Below are 20,040 nucleotides of genomic sequence, written 5' to 3' on the forward strand. Positions count from 1 at the left end.
TTTGATGACGTACGCTGGTCATGCCGTATGCGGGCGCCTGCCCATTGCCGTCGCGTTGCTGGTGGTGGGGACGGCGGTAGCGATGCCCGTCCAGGCACAGCAGGCGCTACCTTCGCGGCAGGAGCTGAACCCGGCACGCCAGCCGGCGATTCCAGCGGCGCCGCGCGGCGAATTGTTCCGCAATATCGAAGCGGGGCCGTGCGCCTTTGCGGGCAGCGACCTCAAATTCACGCTGAGCGGCGTCGAGTTTCGCGGCACCAACGGCAAGCTGGCGCTCGACGACGATCGCCTCGCGCTCGCGTGGCGCGACTTGGCGGGACAGGAACTGCCGGTCAGCACGATCTGCACGATCCGTGACAGGGTGGCGTCGCTCTATCTGCGCCGTGGCGTGCTCGCCGCGGTGAATATCCCCGAACAGCGTATCGCCGAAGGGCGGATCGTCCTCGAAGTGACCGAGGCGCATGTCACCTCGGTCAATTACAGCGGTAACGCCGGACCCGCTCAGCGCCAGGTCGCGCGCCATCTCGACAAGCTCAAGGGGCTGGTGCCGTTCGATCTCAACGTCGCCCAGCGCTATCTGCTGCTCGCCTCGGACATTCCGGGCGTGTCGGTCCAGGCGTCGCTGCGTCAGGCGGCGGGCGGCGACGGCGCGGTCGAACTCGACATCGCCGTCTCACGCAAGCCATTCGCGGCGAGCTTCAGCATCAACGACTATGGCTCGGCCTCGATCGGCCGCGAACTCGCCACCGCGCGGGTGGATTTCAACAGTCTCACCGGGCTTGGCGAGCGTACCTCAATCGTCGGCTATGGTACGCTCGGCAGCAGCGAGCAGCGTGTGCTGCAGGTCAGCGAAAGCGTGAAGATCGGCGGCGAGGGGCTGACGCTCGGCTTGTCGGGGTCGCTGGCGCGGACCAAGCCGGGCGGTGCCGTCTCGGCGCTCAAGCTGCTCGGCAACAGCTTCGCGGGCAATGCGCGGCTGAGCTACCCATTGCTCCGCCATCGCCGCCACAACCTCACATTGTCGGGCGGGCTCGACTGGATCGACCAGAAGGTCGAGTTCGGCGGCGGCATCACCACGCTGACCGAAGACAAGCTGCGTATCCTGTTCGCCCGGCTTGACGGCCATTGGGCACCGGCTGAGCTGTCCAGCCATTCGGTGGCCGCGACGGGATCGATCGAATTGCGCAAGGGGCTGAACGCGCTGGGTGCGTCGCCCTATGGCAATCGCGTCGCATCGCGCTTCGGCGGCCAGCCCGACGCCGCGGTACTGCGCGCGGAATGGGCGGTCGGCGGGCGGTTGTTCGGACCGCTCGTCGCGACCGTTTCGGGAAGCTGGCAGTACAGCAACGTGCCCTTGCTCTCCTATGAGGAGTTCTCGGCCGGCAACCTGTCGATCGGGCGCGGCTATGATCCGTCGGCGGCCTCGGGCGATCGTGCGCTGGGCGCGAGCTTTGAGCTGACCACCGTGCCGATCGCGGCCGGCAAGCGGATCGCCCTGCGCCCCTATGGCTTCGCCGACGCCGCGAGGCTCACCAATATCGGCCCCGGCGCGGGCGACACGCGCCTGCGTTCGGCGGGCCTTGGCGTGCGTGCGCAGTTCGCGCCGTGGCTCTCGATTGATGCCGCATGGGCGCATCCGTTCGACCGGGCCGCGCCAGCCGCACCCAAACCCAGCGACCGATTCCTCATCAGCCTGTCCGCGTCGATCTCGTGAAGGAAGCCACCATGTCCGCCCGCCGCAGCAGCCTGTTCACCACCTCGGCACTGGGAGCGCTCGCGCTCGCCGCGATCTGGGGCGCGCCCGCGCATGCCCAGCTCGTTCAAAGCGGTACTCCTGCGCAGAGCAATGGCGGGGCTCCGGTAGTCAACCAGGCGGGCGGCAACACCAGCGTGACGCTGGGTGGGTCACGCACGGTGATCGACTGGGACCGGTTCGACATCAACAGCGGCGAGCGGGCGGACTTCATCTTCGCCAACCGCAACGACATCGTGCTCAACCGCGTAGGCGGCGCGGCGGGCAGCACGATCAACGGCGACCTCAACGGCATGATCGGGGCGGGCGGCCCCGCCGGCGGCAATATCTGGATCTACAACGCCAATGGCGTGGTGATCGGCGCCAATGCCCGGATCAGCACCGGCGGCCTGCTCGTCACCACCGCGGCGGTGGATCGCGCGACCGACAGCAGCGCGGGCGGATTCCTCGACGGCAGCGCGACCAGCTTCGGTTTCGCCGGATCGGCGACGGGCAGCGGCATCACCGTCCAGAACGGTGCGCAGATCAACAGCTATGGCGGTGCGATCGCGCTGGTGGCGCCGATGGTAACCACCGAAGCCGGTTCGGCCGTCGCGGCGCATGACGGCGGCAACGTCCTCTATGGCGCGGCGTCCAAGTACAAGATCAGCTTCCGCCAGACCGGCACGGACGATCTCGACCTGATCGGTTTCGAAGTGGCGGGCAGCGCGGACGGAACGGGCGAGACCGGCGGTATCGCTGTGGGCGGGGCGACCAGCGGCAATCGCGTGTTCGCGGCGATCGTGTCGAAGACCGGGGTGATTTCCAATATTGTCAGTACCGGAACGGTCACCGCGACCAGCGTCGTGACCGATGAGACCGGCGCGATCGTGCTGCTCGGCAATCACAATCTGGTGAACGGCGCGGCCGGCGGCATGATCGCCAATGTCGGCACCAGCGAGATCAGGGTCGACAACGGCAGCAGTTTGACCGCGCCGGCGGTCTCGCTGATCACCAGCGATTCGATCACCAACAATCCCAATGGCGTCATCTCGGCGGTCGGCGGCACGATCGATCTGCTGGCGAAGAGCGGCGTGATCTTCGGCTTCGGCAAGTTGAACACCGGGACCTTGACCGCCGAAGCCTATGGCAGAATTTATCTTTCCGGCACGAACAATGTCGGTACGCTGGGCGGCCTGCGCAACACGACCGACGAGATCGTGTTCAGCAACAACGCCAATCTAAACATTGCCGGTGACATCGTTGCCGGCGGTGAGGCGAACATCTCGGTCAACGGCGTCGCCAGCGGCAACGGCCTGATCCGCGCCGCTACAGCCACGCTGAGCGGTGGCGGCACGTTCAACCTCGATAGTGCTACGACGCTGCGCTACATCAGTGCCTATGCCGGAAACCTGACCGTCAACAGCAACGGTAACCTGCTGATCGACCTCAGTGGCGCCGGGAATGACTATGGCAATACGGTCACGCTGAACGCCGCCAGTGGCGGGATTCGCCAGACCGGCGGTGATGCGCTGGTCGGCGGCATGGTCGTGAACGCACGCGATGCGATCGACCTTGGCGCGCTCAACCAGTTCAGCAGCATCACGGCGAGTTCTAGCGGCGGCGGCGACATCCTTCTGCGGGGGGCCACTTCCTTCGCTTTTGCGGGAAGCACCACGGGTGGGATGAGCGTGGACGCCGGCGGGCGCGTGACCGTCGGCGGGACGCTCAGCGCCAGCACGCTCAATATCCTGGCGGGCGGCGATATCGACCTCAACCGCTCGGTCCTCGATGTCGGCAGCTACAATTCGCTGATCTCCTCCGGCGGCAACATCTCGATCATCACGGATTCGACGATCAACATTGGCGGCAACGTCGCCGCGGCCGCTAACCACGACGTGAGCCTCACCTCGAACGCCGGCGGAATCAACCAGACCGCAGGCACGATCGCGGGCCGCCAGCTCAATATTCAAGCGGCAGGCTCGATCGTCCAGAACAGCGCCGCGGTGATGAACGGCAAGGGTTCTGTCGGCAGCATCGTGCAGGCGGGCGGTGACCTGATCCTGGCAGGTTCCAATCGGCTCGCCGACTATGCCGATGTGACGCTCGGCTGGGGCGCGGGCCGCGACGTCACCTATCACTCGGCCTACAGCATCTTCTTCCAGACCACGGGCGTGAATATCGGCGCGCTCAACCTGATCGTCGATAATGGGTCGATCCAGCAGGGCGGCGGCGCGTTCACCGCCAACGCGTTCTCCGCCAGCGCGACGGGCGATATCGATATCGGCACGCCGGCCAACAACAGCATCGCGCGTATCGGCGATGTCAGCAGCAGCGCAGGCGAGGTGCGGCTTCGCGTCGGCGCCAACAACCCGCTGGCGATCGACGGCACGATCAGCTCGGCGAGCCGGGTGATCTTCACCGCACGCGGTGCGGTGTCGGGCAGCGGCAAGTTCTCGACGCCGGGACTCTATCTGGGCCTGATCGGCGGCGGCACGGTCAATGTCGCGGGCAGCACCAACCTGCTTGAGTTCGGGGTGAGCAACGGCGATGCGACGGTCCGCGCCGATGACAGTCTGACGCTGAGCGGCGCACTTGCGGCGAACGGCCACAATCTCACGCTGATCGCCGGTACCGGAAGCATCACCCAGACGGGCGGCAGCTTCATCGGTATGGGAACGCTGACCGCAACCGCGGCCGGCGATATCAGCCTGACGGCGGGCAACAGCTTCAGCAGCGTCGATGCCACGTCCACGAACGCCGGGCTCATCACGCTCAACGCGACCGGCAATCTCGACTTCAAGGCACGGACCACCTCGTCCGTCAGGGTCACGGCGGGTGGCGACGCAACGGCCTCCGGCGCCAACGCGATCGACGCGGGCGCGGTGGACATCACCGCGGGCGGCAAGATCGACCTCGACTTCACCGGCGGTAGCGCCGTCTTCGGGCAGTTGAGCGCGGGCGCGGATGTCCTGATCGCGATGGACGGCGACGTCGTGCTCGGCGGCAACGTCACCGCCGGCAACGGCGCGACAGCATCGCTGAGGTCGCGGGGCGGCGCGATCAACCAAAGCGCCGGGACGATCGACGCCACGTCGATCGCGCTCAACGCCGGGACCACGATCGGGCAGGCGGCCGGTACCAAGCTGCACAGCACCAATCTGTCGCTGATCAGCGGTGGTAGCGCGTCGCTGGGCGAGGCCAATAACTTCACCACCCTCACCGATCTCGCGGTGGGCGGCGACCTGACGCTGCGCAACCTCGGCAACATCAATCTCAGCCCGATTCTTGGAGGGACCGGCGGATATCGGTCGGGTGGCGCGCTCACCCTTATCTCCGATGCCGGGAACATTCTCAGCACCAACTCCGGTACCAGCACTTCGCGCCTGAATGCGAGCGCGGCGGGTTCCATCAGCCTCGACGGGACGATCGCGTCGCTTGGCACCATCACCGCCGGCCAGTCGATCCTGCTGAGCACCTATAACGGCAGCATGGACCTGACCGGCAATGTCACTGGCCGGAACATCAGCCTCTATGCCGATACCGGGATCAGCCAGAGCGGCGGCATCATCGATGCCGACCGGCTCAACGTCATCACCAACGGCGCCATCTCGCTGACCCGGGCGAACCAGATCGACGTGGTCGGCCGGCTCGACACCGATCGCTATGACTTGGGCACCGGCCACGACATCACGCTGCGCAATGTCGGCGCCATCGTGCTCGACTATCAGATCGAGGCGCCGGACGGCACGGTCACGCTGACCTCGGACACGGGCGGGATCAGCCAGACCGGGTTCAGCGACCGCTTCATCGCCCGCACGCTCAATGCCAGCGCGGCCGGCGACATCGTGCTCGACTATGCGGGGAACGATCTCGATCACCTGGGCGCGATCCGCAGCACCGGGGGCGCCGTCACCATCGTCGATACCGATGCCTTCGACCTGACCGGCCAGGTGCGCGCGGCGGGCGCGCTGTCGCTCAGCGCAGGCGGTGCCATCGCCCGCAATGGCGGGCTGGTCGTCGCGGGCGGCGCGCTCAACGTGTCGGCATCCAGCGCCGACCTCGTCGCGGGCGGAAACATCCAGCTCGGCACGATCAGCACCAACGGCAATTTCGCGATCGACACCGACGGGGATCTGACGGTTGCCGGTACGATCAATACGCAAGGCAACAGGACGACGCTGACCGCCGGCTTCGGCGCGATCCAGCAGGGCGGCAGCGGCCGGATTCTGAACGGCAGCGTCGTCGCGAGTGCGCTCAACGGCATCAGTCTCGGCGGCGACAACCGCCTCGCCAGCTTCTCGGGCAGCTCGACCGGCGGCGGGAACATCGTCTTCAACAATGGCGGTTCGGGCGCGATCGTCGTCGGGCTCAACACCACCGGCAGCGCCGTCGTGACGGCGGGCGGAAACCTTTCCTCGAGCGGGATCACCGTCGACAGCCTGTCGGTGGACGCCGGGCATATCGACCTGACCAATAGCGTCGACGCGAACAGCTTCACGCGACTGGTGGCCGCCTATGGCGATGTCCTCGTCATCAACGCCGGCAGCTTCACCGTCGATGGGGATGTCACGACGAACCGGCCGGGCCTGCGCACGATCGACCTGCGGGCGAATGGCGGCGGAATTTCTCAGACCACAGGCACGATTTCGGGCCATTATGTCAGTCTGCGTGGCGCGGGCGATCTGATCCAGAGCGGCACCGCCCGTATCGACACCAACGCGGCCTATTTCAGCGGTGCCAATGTGATGCTGGGCGGCCCGAACAGCCTGGTCAGCAACGACACCGACATCGTCGCGACGGGCGACCTCACGCTGCGCAATGCGGGTGCGATCGATCTGACCGCGATGGGCGGCTACACCGCGGGCGGCGTGCTCACGCTGACATCGGATACCGGTTCGATCGCCGCAACCGACGCCGTCATCGCTTCGGCGCTGACCGCGCTCGCGGCGAACGGCGCCGTCACGTTCAACAACACGAACAACCTCATCTCGGAGATTCGCGGACTGAGCGCGGGTACCAACGCCACGGTCCGCTCGAACGGCGGCTTCACGCTGACTGAGGATATCGATGTTGGCGGAACGCTGGCGCTCTACGCCCGTACCGGGATCAACCAGACCGGTGGCCGGATCAAGGCGACCACGCTCGACGCCCAGCTCAACCAGACGATGACGACCGGGTCGGTCCTGCTCGGCGGGGCGAACGATGTCGACAACCTTTACGTCCTCGCCGCGTCGGGCGGGGGCGATGTCCTCTTCCGCGACACCGACGGCTTCCGCGTCACCTATGCAGTGATCGGCAACCGGGTCACGCTTACGAGCGACGCCGGCGCGATCACCCAGGCGAGCGGCTTCATGGACGGCGTCCAGGCAAGCCAGCTCACCGTCTCGGCGGCCGACGGCATTTCGCTCAACAACGAGTGGAACGGCATCCGGCGGATTCTCGGCCTCACCAATACCGGCTCGGGCGGGATTGAGGTGGGCGGGCGCGGCGTCAACATGGTGCTCGACGGCAACGTCACCGCCGCCGGACAGGCCGTCTCGTTCAACGCGCGCAACGCCAGCCTCACCCAGACCAGCGGCGCGATCGTCGCCGACTCCCTGAGCGCTCAGGCGCAGACCGGCATCGCGCTAACCAGCACGACCAACAATGTCGCGCGCCTCGGCGTGCTGGGCAACGGCACCAGCGGCGGCATCGCCTATACCGATGCCGACAGCTTCATGATTGCCGGCGCGATCGTCGCCGCGGGCCAGACGGTGTCGCTCAGGACGGTCGACACCAGTTCCTTCGTCTCCCAGACTGCAAACAACAGCCTGCTCACCGTCGGAACGCTGAACCTCAGCGGCGGGCAGGGGTACAGCCTGACCGGCAATGGCTCGACCTGGAACTACATCACCGCGCTCGGCAATATCGACACCGCCGTCCAGATCCATACCGACAGCAATGTCGACCTGACCGGCACGATCACCTCACCCTATTTCGAGCTGTGGGCCCACGGCAACGTCACCCAGAGCGGTGGCCGGATCGACCGCGCCCTCAATGGCGACGTCTTCGAGATTCGCGCGGACCGGATCGCGCTGACCAGCACCACCAACCGACTCGGCAAGGTCGATGCGCTGCTCACCTGGGGCACTGTCCCCGGCAGCATCTCCGCGGTTTCGACCGGCGACACCAAGTTCGGCGACGTCGTCGCCCGCGATGCGTCGCTGACCGTCACCGGCGGCAGCATCCTCGATTATGGCGTCAACGGTCTCAACGTCGATACGCTGGCCGTATCGTCGGCCGGCACCGTCTCGATTGGTGGCCGGATCGGCGCGCTGGGCACGGTCACCGCGAACGGTGACACCGCGTTCCGTTCGTCGAGCAACCTCGCCTTCACCGATACCGTCAACATCGGCGCCGGCCGCCTGATGCTGACATCGACCGGCGCGATCAGCCAGACCGGCGGCGCCATCACCGCCGGCGCGATCGACGTCAGCGCCGCGACCGGAATCGATCTCGGCCGTTCGAACAACATCGCCACGATCACCGGCCTGTCGACGACGAACGGCGATATCAGCTTCCGCAACTGGGCCAGCATCGCGCTGCCCGGCATCAGCGCGCTCGGCACCGTGACGCTGGTTTCCGAAAGCGGATCGGTCACCCAGAATATCGGCACCACCCTCCGTGCGAACCGGCTGAACGCCAGCGCGGCGACGTTCATCGATCTGACGAACGCGAACCAGCTCGCCAGCCTGGGAACGCTCGACGCGGGCAGCACGATCGGCGTCACCAATCACGGCAGCTTCTCGCTCACCGGCGATATCGCGGCGACCTCGGTTACCCTCAGGTCCACCTTCGGCGCGATCAGCCAGACGGGCGGGGTGATCAGCGCGTCGGATCTGACCGCCAGCGCGCAGAATGGCCTCGACTTTGGCGGCGCCAATAACGTCGGCGCGCTGCACGGGTTGAGCACCACGTTCGGCGACATCACCTTCCACAACCAGGGCAATATCGTCCTTTCGGACGTCTCCGCGCTGACCGGGGCGGTGACGCTGACGTCGGACAGCGGGTCGATCGCGCAGAATGCGTCCACTTCGATCAGCGCGGAGCGGCTCAACGCCAGTGCCGCGACCGGGATCACGCTCGATCAGGACAACCGCTTCGTCCGGACCGGCACGCTGAGCAACAGCGGCACCGGCGGCATCCGGGTCAAGACGACCGGCAACCTCGACCTCGCCGGCACCGTCACCGCCACGGGGCAGGCGGTGCGCTTCGACGTCGGCGGGGCGCTGACCCAGAGCGTCGCGCTCGGCGCCTATTCGAACCTGACGATCAACGCCGGCACCGGCCTCTATCTCGACCAGGCGAATAATTTCGGCGCGACCCTTTTCTCGCTCTCCACCGGGAGCGGTGACATCACGGTGCGCAATGTCGGGAACCTGACGCTCCCCGCGCTCACCGCGTCGGGCGGCACGATCCGCCTGATTTCCGATACCGGGACGATCGGTCAGACCGGGATACTCACCGCGAACACGCTGTTCGCCGAGGCGCGCAGGGAAATTTCCCTCGGCGGGAACAATGTGATCACCAATGTCGGGAGACTGGTCAACACGACCGGCACGATCACGTTCAGGGATATCGACGGCTTCAACATCACCGGCGACATTCGCGGGTCCACGGCAACGGGTGAACGGGTCAACCTCATCGCGGGGGGCACGGGCGACATCGTCCAGACCGGCGGCGCGATCGTCGTGGACAAGCTCCGGGCGACCGCGGGCGGCAACCTGACGCTCGACGGGAGCGCGAATAATTTCATCAATGTCGAGGTGCTGAGTGCGGGTGGCGACATCAGGCTGCGAGCGCAGGACTCGTTCGTACTCGGCCATACGGTGGACGCCGGCGGCACGGCGACGCTGACGTCGACGAACGGTTTCATCGGGACTGACGTCGGCTCGATCGGCCACATCCGCGCGGATGCGCTCTACGTCAACGCCGCGACCGGCATCGACATCAACCTGGCCGGCAACATCACGCCCAAGGTCAGCCTGGTCAGCGCCGCGGGCAACATCCGCTACACCACGCAAGGCGCGATGGAATTGCTCGCGTTGAAAACCCCGGACCGCGCGATCGTCAGCGCCGACGCGCTGACCCAGAGCGGCGCGATCGATGTCGGCGCGCTCGACGCGCTGGCGGGGGACATCCGGTTCGACATGGCGGGCAACCGCATCGGCAGCATCCATGCCGCGATGGCCACCAGCGGCGATCTCGTCATCACCGATGAAGACGGTTTCGATATCACCGGTAACCTCCAGGCCTCTGGGGCGATCAGCCTGACGGCGGGCGGCACCGGATCGATCACCCAGTCGGCTGGCGTCATCACCGCGCCGACCGTCTCATTGGTCGCGGGCGGCAATATAACGCTCGACCGCGCCAATGCCGCCGGGGTGTACAATGCCCGCTCGGCGATCGGCGGCACGATCACGCTGCGCAACGCGGGTGATCTGGTGGTCAACGCGATCACCGCGCGGGACGGCACCGTCAATCTCACCTCCAACACCGGATCTGTCGGCCAACTTCTGGTCCCGAGCAACTCGATCTGGACGGGCAAGCTCAACGTCAACGCGGCGACCGACATCGATCTCGCCGCGCAGAACATCACCGGGCTGCTCGGCAATCTAACCGCCGGCGGATCGATCCGCTACAACAGCTTCGGCACGCTGGGGCTGGATGGCGATATCCGCGCGGGCGGCGGCGTGACCTTCGGCATTTCGGGCTATCTCGGCCAATATTCGGGCACGATCGCCGCCAGCCATCTCGACGTCACCGCGAGCGGGATCGCGCTGATCGGTGAAAATGATATCGGCTCGGCCACCGCCAGTCGCTTCTCGGCCACGGACGACATCACCTTCCGCTCGGTCAATTCGATCCTGCTCGGGGCGGTGACCACACCGGGGTTGCTCTCGCTCACCTCGGACAATGGCGATATCCGCCAGAGCGCGGCGTTCAGCGCCGGGCGGTTCGATGCGACGGCTGCCGGCGACATCGTGCTCGAACAGCTCAATACGCTGAACACGGTCTACGACGTTACCGCGGGCGGCGTGTTCAGCTTGCGCACCGCCGGCGCGCTCGAGCTCGACGGGCGCATCGCCGCCGATGATCGGGTGACGTTCAACACCGGCGGCGGCCTGACCCAGATCGGCAACACCGTCATCGTCACCGACCGGCTGGAAGCGACGGCCGGAACCGCGACCGCGACCGGCATCCGCCTGCTCAACCATAATCGCGTCGGCGCGGTCAGCCTCGACGCCGGCGGCAACGACATCCGCTTCCGCAACACCGGCAATATCGCGATCAACGCGATCAATTCGCCAACCGGCACGGTCGAGCTGATCTCGAACCTTGGCAAGATCACGCAACAGTCCAGCGGCGGTCTCGTCGCCGGCTCGCTGATCCTCGACGCGGCCAATGGCGTGGAGTTGTACAATAGCGACAACCAAATCGCGCGGCTCGACGTGGTCAGTCGCGGGATGGTGTCGATCCATAGTGGTGGCAGCGGTTTTGGGGGCCTGCTGACGGTCGATCGGGTCGAGGCGGCCGGTCAGGCCGTGTCGGTCAACAACTACACTTGGGGTATCACCGGCGGCAACATCACCGCCGCGACGCTGACTGTCTTCTCGGCCGGCGACGTGGACCTCGGCACGACCAACAATGTCACCGGAAATGTCGGCCTGTCGGGCCGGAACATCGCTTTCACCAATCTCGGTGATCTTGTCATCGACCGGGTGATGTCGCCCGTGGGCAACGCCGTGCTGCGTAGTGAGGAAGGCGCGATCAGCCACACCGGGTCGGCGCTTATCGATACGGTCGGGCTCATCGCCTATGGCCGCGACGGCGTCACCCTCGCGGGCGGAATCAAGCGGATCGACGGGCTGGCGGCGGGTGCCGGGGCGGACGTCGAGATCGTGTCCGATCGGGCGCTCGAGCTGGCCGGTGATATTACTGCGCGCAATGTCCTGCTGCGTTCCAACATATCGCCGAGCGTGGTCACCCCTGCCGGCGGATCGATCACCCAGACCGGCGGCGTCATCACCGCGGATCTGTTTCGGGGCAGCGCCTATGGCGCGATCGACCTGCGCCTCGGCAACCAGATCGCGGCGCTGGGCGATGTCTGGTCCTTCCACGGCGGCATCAGCATCACCTCCGATCGTGCGCTCGACCTCACCGGCGCGCTCACCGCGACCGGCGGCGACGTCGTCCTCGACGCCACATCGATCGGCCAGAGCGGCGGATCTATCGAAGCCCTCGGCCTGAGTGCCCGGGCGACCGGCGCGATCAGCCTCGACGCGGCGAACCTGATCTCGGGGACCGGGACCGTCACGTTCGACGCGGGCGCGGACATCGCCTTCCGCAACGATGGCGGCTTCACGCTCGGCATGGTCGATACGTCGGACGCGGCGACATTCACCTCGACGAACGGCTCGATCAGCCAGGCGGCATCGACGCGGATCGGCGCCGGCCGGTTGTCGGTCAGCGCCGCCAATGGCGGGATCGCGCTCAACGAGGCGAACCTTGTCGATACGCTCGGTGGCCTGACCGCGGGCGGCGCGGTCGTCTTCCGCAACACCGGCGATCTGGCGCTGGACGGCGATATCGCCGCGACGGGGCAGGAAGTCACGTTGCAGTCGAACACCGGTTCGATCAGCCAGAGTTCGGGCACGATCACCGCGCTGGGCCTCAGCGTCCAAGCGAACGGCGCGATCGCGCTGGGTGGCGCGAACCAGGTGACCAACCTGCGCGACATGACGGCGGGCGGCAATCTGCTCTATCGCAATGCCGGTGCGCTGATGCTGTGGGGCGACGTCACGGGCGATACGGTGACGCTCCGCACCGACAGCGGCTCGCTGCTCCAGATGCTGTTCACCAGTGGGACCATTACCGCCGACCGGCTCAACGCCAGCGCGGGCGGCGCGCTCAATTTCAATCATGCGAACCGCGTGGCTGAGCTTGGCGACTATGCCTCGGGGTCGGGGGTCGCCGGCTTCACCAATGACGGCGGCTTCGCGCTGGTTGGCAACGTGTCGGGCGACGAGGTCGTTCTCCAGTCGCTGAACGGCGCGATCACCCAGAGCGCGGGCAGCATCGATGCCGGTTCGCTCCATGCCAGTGCGGCCGGGTCGATCCTGCTCAACCGCGCCAATCAGGTCGCGGCGGCGGGTACCGTGCGGCTCGTTTCCACCGGCGGCGACGTAACCTTCCGCGCGCTTGGCGGCTTCACGCTCGATTTCGGCACCGCGGCGGGGATCTTCGACGTCACCTCCGACACTGGCAGCATCGGCCAGAGCGGCCTGATCACCGCGAACCGGTTCAACGCGCGCGCGGGCGGCGATATCGCGCTGACCGGTGACAACGCCGTCGCGGGTCTCGGCACGCTCAGCGCGGCGGGCGACATCGCCTTCACCGCGGCGGGCGATCTGCTGCTCACCGACGCCATCGACGCCGACGGCAATGTCTGGCTGGTCGCCTATGCCGGCCTGATCACCCAGAGCGGCGGTACGATCACCGCCGGCTCGCTCAATGTTTCCGCACTCGGAAACGTGGCGCTCGGTCAGGCGAATACGGTCAGCGCCTTTGCCGGGACCAGCGCCAACGGGAACATTGTCCTCCGCAACACCGGCAGCATCAGTCTTGGCCCGGTCACGCTTGGGGGGGCTTTCGGGCTGACCCTGGACGCGGGCGCGGTGACGCAAACCGGCGATCTGCTTGCTGCGAACGGGCTGTCGATCACCGCGCATGACGGGATCACGCTGACGCGCGGCGGCAACGCGAACCAGGGACCGCTCAGCCTGACCAACCTCGGCACGGGCGGCATCGCCTATACCGACAGCGGTGCCATCGCGATCGCTTCGATCGCGGCGGCGGGCCAGGCGGTAACGCTGAACGCGGGCGGCGCCATCAGTCAGACGGGCGGGATCGAGGCGGCACTGCTCAACCTGATGACGCCCGGCAATGTCCTGCTCACTCATGCCACGGCGAACCGTATCGGTGCACTCGGCATCGTGGATGTCCGTCAGCTAGCGCTGGTCACCGCGGGCAATCTCGACCTGACGGATGCGATCGCGGCGACCGATGCCCTCACCCTGACCGTGAATGGCAGGCTGACCCAGAGCGGCGGACTGATCACCACGCCCTCGCTGTCGATCGCGGCCAGCCACGGCATCGACCTTGGCAGCGTCAATCAGGTCGATGTGCTCGCCGCGACCAATAGCGGCGGATCCGGCGATGTGCGCTTCGTCAACGGCCGTTCGATGCGGATCGACAGCCTTCGCTCGGATCATGGCAGCCTGGCGCTGCGCCTGACCGCCGGCGACCTGACGCTGAACGGCGTGACCTCCAGCTTCGGCAACTTGGATTTCGACGTTGCAGGCAATATCGGCGGTACGGGCGGCGTCGACTCGCAAATGAGCGCGCGGGTGACGAGTGGCGGTTCGATCGATCTGGCAACCGTCGTTGGACGCGACGACATTCTGATCGATGCGGCGGGCGACCTGAGGGTTGCGGAGCTGCTTCACCTTGCTGGTGGCGCCGACGCTGCCGGAGACGGCTACAGTGTCGATATCCTGGGCAGCAACGCGACGCTCGGAGCGATCAGCCGGGCGGGCGTGACCGGCACAAGCCGGCTCTATGTCGAGACGGGTGCAACGGTGCGGCTCGGCGCACGCGCGGGCAATGCGACGCTCAATCTCGCGACGATGAACCAGGGCGTCTCGATCGCGGCGACCGGCGATGTCAGCGCCTATGGCGCCGACGGGCTGAACCTGGTCAATGTCTCGGGCGTCAATGTCAGCCTGAGCGCAAGCACGGGCGGCATCGGAGCGGATCGCGTCGATGTTGCGGGCAACTACACGCTCGACGGTCCCGCATTCTTTCGCGACGTGCTGCAGCCGCTCGGCGCTCGCGCCGGTCGCTGGACGCTGACCAGCACGGGCGACGTCGATGCGGCTGGACGGACGCTGGAATATGGCGGTGACATCGACTTCGCGGCCGATGGCACGGTTTGGAACGGCAGCGTCCGCTCGCTGAGCGGAGCGGTCTCGATCTCCGCGGGGGTGCTGGATCTCAATCAGATTTCGGCGGCGGCCGGAATCGGCGTCGATACCGTTGGCTCGCTCAACCTCTTCTCTGCAGATACGATGGCAGGCGGCCTCAACCTCACCGGAAGCTCGGTTTTCGTCGCGGGTGTGCTCGATGCCGCGGACGACATCATCGTCGATGCGGGGAGCGGCGACGCCGTGATCGGCTATGCGATCGGGGCGAGGAACATCTCGGTTTCTGCTGCGGGCAATGCAACGCTGCGCCAGGCGAACCTCAACGGAGCGACCGGCGACCTTACGATCAATGCGGGCGGCAATGCGACGCTGGGTGAGGACGACGCGATGTCGGGCATCGGCACCGATCGCTGGTTCGATCGGGCCGCGGGATCGACCGGCACGGCGACCGTCACGGGCGGCGCCGGTGTCGCGGTCAACCTCCACCGCTCGGCGAAGCTCGACAGCGTCAGCGGCCGCCGGGCCGAAGTGAACATCGCCACCGGCGACCTCGCGATCGGCCAGCTTACCGCGCTGACCGAGAATGCGCAGGTCAATGTCGAGGACGGCTCGCTCGTCATCGGCAATGCCCTGGCGACCGGCAGCAGGCTTGACCTCTACGCCAGTGGCGACCTGACGTTGCTCAACGGCGCGAAAGGGTTCGAAACCTATCTGACCGCCGGCGGGCTGCTCGATACGCGTACCGCGGCCCTCAACGGCGCCAATTATGTCGAGCTGACCGGGGGTGAGATCCGCGCTGGCAGCATCACTTCCGGCGGCGACATCGACGTGCTCAGCGCGAACGGCGCGATCAGCGTGGACAGCGTCAGTTCGACGGGCGGCGACGCGATCTTCAACGCCTATACCGACCTTAGCCTGGGTAGCGTCAGCGTCAGGGGTGGCCAGCTTCAGGCCGGCGGCAACGCCACGCTACGCGCGATCACCGCGACGGATGGCTTCGCGCTTCTCGCCTTGGGTAATATCACGCTCGGCGCGGATACGGCCGGACAGATCACCGGCGGCAATTTCCTCTCGACCGGCGGGAGCCTTGGCGGGTGCGCCTGCGGTTCGGGCGGCGCGACGCTGATCTCGCTGGGCGGAAGCGTCACCGTCAACCTCCGCTCGGCGACGGGCGTGTTCGATACCATCGCTGCCGGGATCAATGGCGATGCCAACGTCCATGTCGCGACCGGCGATCTCGGCATCGGCGATCTTGCAGGCCACAATATCGCGGTCATGCTGCCAGGCGGTACGCTGACCGTGATGAATCCGGTGAGCAGCGGTGGCAACTATACGCTGACCGCGCGCGACTTTGGCGGCAACGCGCTGCTGCCGACCGTGATGGGCGGTGCGACCAAGCTCAACAACGTGACGATCACCGATACCGACGGCGACCTCGCCGCCAGCGGCACGCTGGTTGCGGCGGGCGATATCCGGGTCAGCTCGGTCGGTAACATCACCGGTGCGCTTTCGCTGCTTGCCGACCGCGATACCGATGTGAGCGGCAGAGCGATCCGGCTCGGGAGCGTTTCGGGTCGTGACGTCGTACTCAATGCATCGGCGGGCGAGGTCGATATCGTCGGCGCGGTGACGATCGGGCGGAACTATACGCTCACCGGCACCGGCTTCCTCGGCAATGCGCTGGCCATGACCGGGACCCGGACGGGCGACCTACTCGCCACGGATGTCGCGGATGATTTCGACTATACGGCGCTGGATCTTGGCTTTGCGGGAGCCGCGACGCTTCGTGCGAATGGCGGCGCGATCCGTGGCGGCAATATCTCCAATTCGGGTAGTCTTGTCCTGTCGGCGGCGGGCGTTGCGGCGGGCATGCTCCGTTCGGATCAGGGCGGGGTCGATGTTACCAGCAGCGCGGGCATCGATCTGAGCGGGATCCAGGCGCGCGATGCCATCGATGTGGCCGCCGGCGGCAACCTCCGCCTCGGCGGCGCCGAACTGAGCGGCGGCGGCGTCAATTCCTTCATCCTTGCGGCCGGGGGCGATCTGGTGTTCGGCGCCTCCGACTTCGGCTCAATCGGTAGCGGCAATGTCTTCACCAGCGCGGGCAGCGCGGTGACCGGGAGCGTCCATGCCGATGGCGCGGTCACGATCAACCTCGACCGTTCCGCGGGGTTTTCCGGGATCGACGGCGGTACGCTGGAACTGGCCGTCCGGAACGGCAATCTTGCGATTGGGAACATCCGGACGGTTGGCGCGGTCACGGTTGCCGGGCCGAGCGGCACGCTTGCGATCGGCGATATCGAGACGAGCGCTGGCCACATCAACATCACCGGACAAGGCGACGTGACGACGGGCGCCGTCACCGGGCGGTTTGTCGTCAATATCGGATCGAGTGCGGGCAGCCTGACGTTTGCCAAGATCACCGGCGACGACGTGACGCTGGGCGCGGCGGGTGGAATCACGGCCACCGGTGCAGATGCCGGCATTTTCGCCAGTACACTGGCGCTGACAGCGGGTGGTAATGTCGATCTCGCGACCCATGGCATGGGATCGCGGATCGGGCGTCTTGGCGCGGTGATCATCGCCAATGGCGGCTTGATGCTGAATAACCTCCGGGATCTCGACCTCAATGGTGTAATCGACGTCAGCGATACGCTGGACCTGCGGGTGGTGGGTGCGTTGAACCAGAGCGGCGGCTCCGTCACCGCCCAGCGCCTTGTCGGCAATGTCTCGGGCTTCGCCTGGCTCGGCGGTCCCAACCGGATCACCTCGCTTGGAGATGTTTCGGCTGCCGGGCTTCTGCTCAACAATGCGTCGGCGCTCGGGATCGACGGCATTATGGATGGCGGCGCGGGCAGCGTCACGATCCGCTCGCACGGCGGCCTGACCATCGGCGCGGCAGGCGCGGTGCGCTCGGCCGCGAGCGGCGATGCCATCATGCTTGCGTCCGATGGCCTGTTCCGCAACCTGGCGGGCAGCACGGCGCTCGGCGCCGCGCACGGCCGCTGGCTGGTCTATACCCAGGCGGCGGGGAATGCGGGGGCGTCCGATCCGGCGAACAGCTTCGGCGGGCTTGCCGGTCGGAGCTATTATGGCTCGGTCTATGACTTTGCGACGGGCGGCTTCTCGGCCGCGCCGGGGGCGGGCAACCGGTTCGTCTATGCATATCGTCCGGTGCTGACGGTGACCCCGAACAGCCTGATCATGACCTATGACGGCCAGACTCCCATTCTGAGCGCAAGCATCACAGGGCTCGTCAACGGCGATATCGCGGCTGACGCCTGGGCGGGCGTTGCGGGGCTTGCGGGTGCGGGTCGCAATGCGGGGACGTACAGCCTCGTCGCCAGCCTAGGCACGCTCGCTTCGGACATGAACTATGCCTTCGACTTCGGCAGCGGGACGCTCCGGATCGATCCGCGCGCGATCACTGCGACGCTGGCGGCGAATGGCAAGGTCTATGACGGCAATGCGGCCGCGACCGGCGCCTTGTCGCTGGGCGGCGTGATCGCAGGCGACCAAGTCGGCGTGTCGGGCACGCTGTCCTTTGCGGACAAGAATGCGGGCGCCGGCAAGGCGGTCACCGCGAACGGTATTACCCTCGCCGGCGCGGATGCGGGTAACTACGTGGTGAATGCGAGTGCGACCGCGTTCGCGGACATCCTTGCCCGTGCGATCACGGCGACGCTGACGGCGAACGGCAAGGTCTATGATGGCACCACCGCCGCCAGCGGTACGCTCTCGCTCGGCGGGGTCCTTGCGGGCGATCAGGTTGGGGTGTCGGGTGGCTTGTCCTTCGCGGACAAGAACGCCGGTACCGGTAAGGCGGTCACCGCGAACGGTATTACCCTCTCCGGCGCGGACGCAGGCAACTATACGGTGAATGTGAGTGCGACCGCGCTCGCGGACATCCTTGCCCGTGCGATCACGGCGACGCTGACGGCGAACGGCAAGGTCTATGACGGTACGACTGCTGCAACCGGTACGCTCTCGCTCGGAGGAGTCCTTGCGGGCGATCAGGTGGGCGTGGCGGGCACGCTGTCCTTCGCGAACAAGAACGCCGGTACCGGCAAGACGGTGACCGCGAGTGGCATCACCCTGTCGGGCACCGATGCCGGCAACTACACGGTGAACGGCAGCGCGACCGCGTTTGCGGGCATCCTCGCCCGCGCGATCACGGCGACGTTGACGGCGAACGGCAAGGTCTATGACGGTACCACCGCTGCCAGCGGTGCCTTGTCCCTGGGTGGCGTGTTCGCGGGCGATCAGGTCGATGTGTCGGGTACGCTCAACTTTGCCGACAAGAATGCCGGTCTGGGCAAGATGGTGACCGCAAACGGTATCACACTCGCTGGTGTCGATGCTGGCAACTACACGGTGAACCTGACCGCGACGAGCCTGGCCGATATCGTCGCACGGGCGATCACGGCGACGCTGGCGGCAAACGGCAAGATTTATGACGGCACGACCGGCGCGACCGGTACCCTGTCGCTTGGTGGGGTGCTTGCCGGCGACCAGGTCGGGGTGACGGGTTCGCTTGCCTTTTCCGACAAGAACGCCGCCACGGGCAAGACTGTCACCGCCAGCGGGATTGCGCTCTCGGGTGCCGATGCGGGCAACTACACGGTGAACCTGACGGTAACCGGTTTGGCGGATATCGCGCGGCTCGCGATCACGGGCACGGCCCATGCCGACAGTCGCATCTACGATGGAACGACCGCGACGAGCGGCCGGATCACGCTCAACGGCGTGCTGGCCGGAGACTCCGTGTCCGCTAATGCCAGCTATGCATTCGCCAATCCGAACGCCGGAGCGGCGCGGAGCGTGTCGGTGAACGACCTGACGATCGGTGGCGGCGACGCCGGCAATTATGCGGTGACGTTGAGTGCAAATCCGGTCTTCGCCGACATCCTGCTCCGTCCTGTGACGGTGACGGCCGACGATTTCACCAAGCTCTTTGGCCAGCGTGATCCGGTGTTTACCTGGCGCGTCGTCAACGGATCGATCGTCGAGGGTGACACCTTCACCGGCGGAGTTGCCCGCGCGCCGGGCGAGCAGGCGGGCACCTATCTGATCGGTCGGGGGAGCTTGGGGTTGTCGTCAAACTATGCGCTGACTTACCTGCCCGGTAGTCTGACCATCCGCTATGTCCCGTCGCATGCGGATGGGAGCGATGCGCTCCATCGCCGCCGGCCGACCGGCGCGTTCTCGCTCTACGAAGATCCCTCGGCGAACCTCAAGGGCGACGCGGGAGAGGAATAGCCGAGGCCGACCGGGTCTCAG

The 20,040-nt window shown here is 66.6% G+C and carries 2 protein-coding genes; both read left to right on the forward strand.

All coding sequences use genetic code 11. The features are described 5' to 3' along the window. Positions 1–4: 4 nt before the first annotated feature. The gene (locus AC07M1_RS03690) at positions 5–1,714 is read left to right on the forward strand and encodes a ShlB/FhaC/HecB family hemolysin secretion/activation protein (RefSeq protein WP_495161211.1); all 1,710 of its coding nucleotides are present in this window, start codon (positions 5–7) and stop codon (positions 1,712–1,714) included. Between the two features lie 11 nt (positions 1,715–1,725). Then, entirely contained in the window at positions 1,726–20,019 is an 18,294-nt protein-coding gene (locus AC07M1_RS03695; protein ID WP_495161212.1) for a YDG domain-containing protein, read from the forward strand. The last annotated feature ends 21 nt before the right edge of the window (positions 20,020–20,040 follow it).

This window comes from Sphingomonas sp. GW821-FHT10C01 (genome assembly GCF_059415525.1).

What these genes read in the sequence shown, in the direction of transcription:
- AC07M1_RS03695 (WP_495161212.1), top strand. Translation starts at nt 1,726, where the DNA reads ATGTCCGCCCGCCGCAGCAGCCTGTTCACCACCTCGGCACTGGGAGCG.
- AC07M1_RS03690 (WP_495161211.1), top strand. Translation starts at nt 5, where the DNA reads ATGACGTACGCTGGTCATGCCGTATGCGGGCGCCTGCCCATTGCCGTC.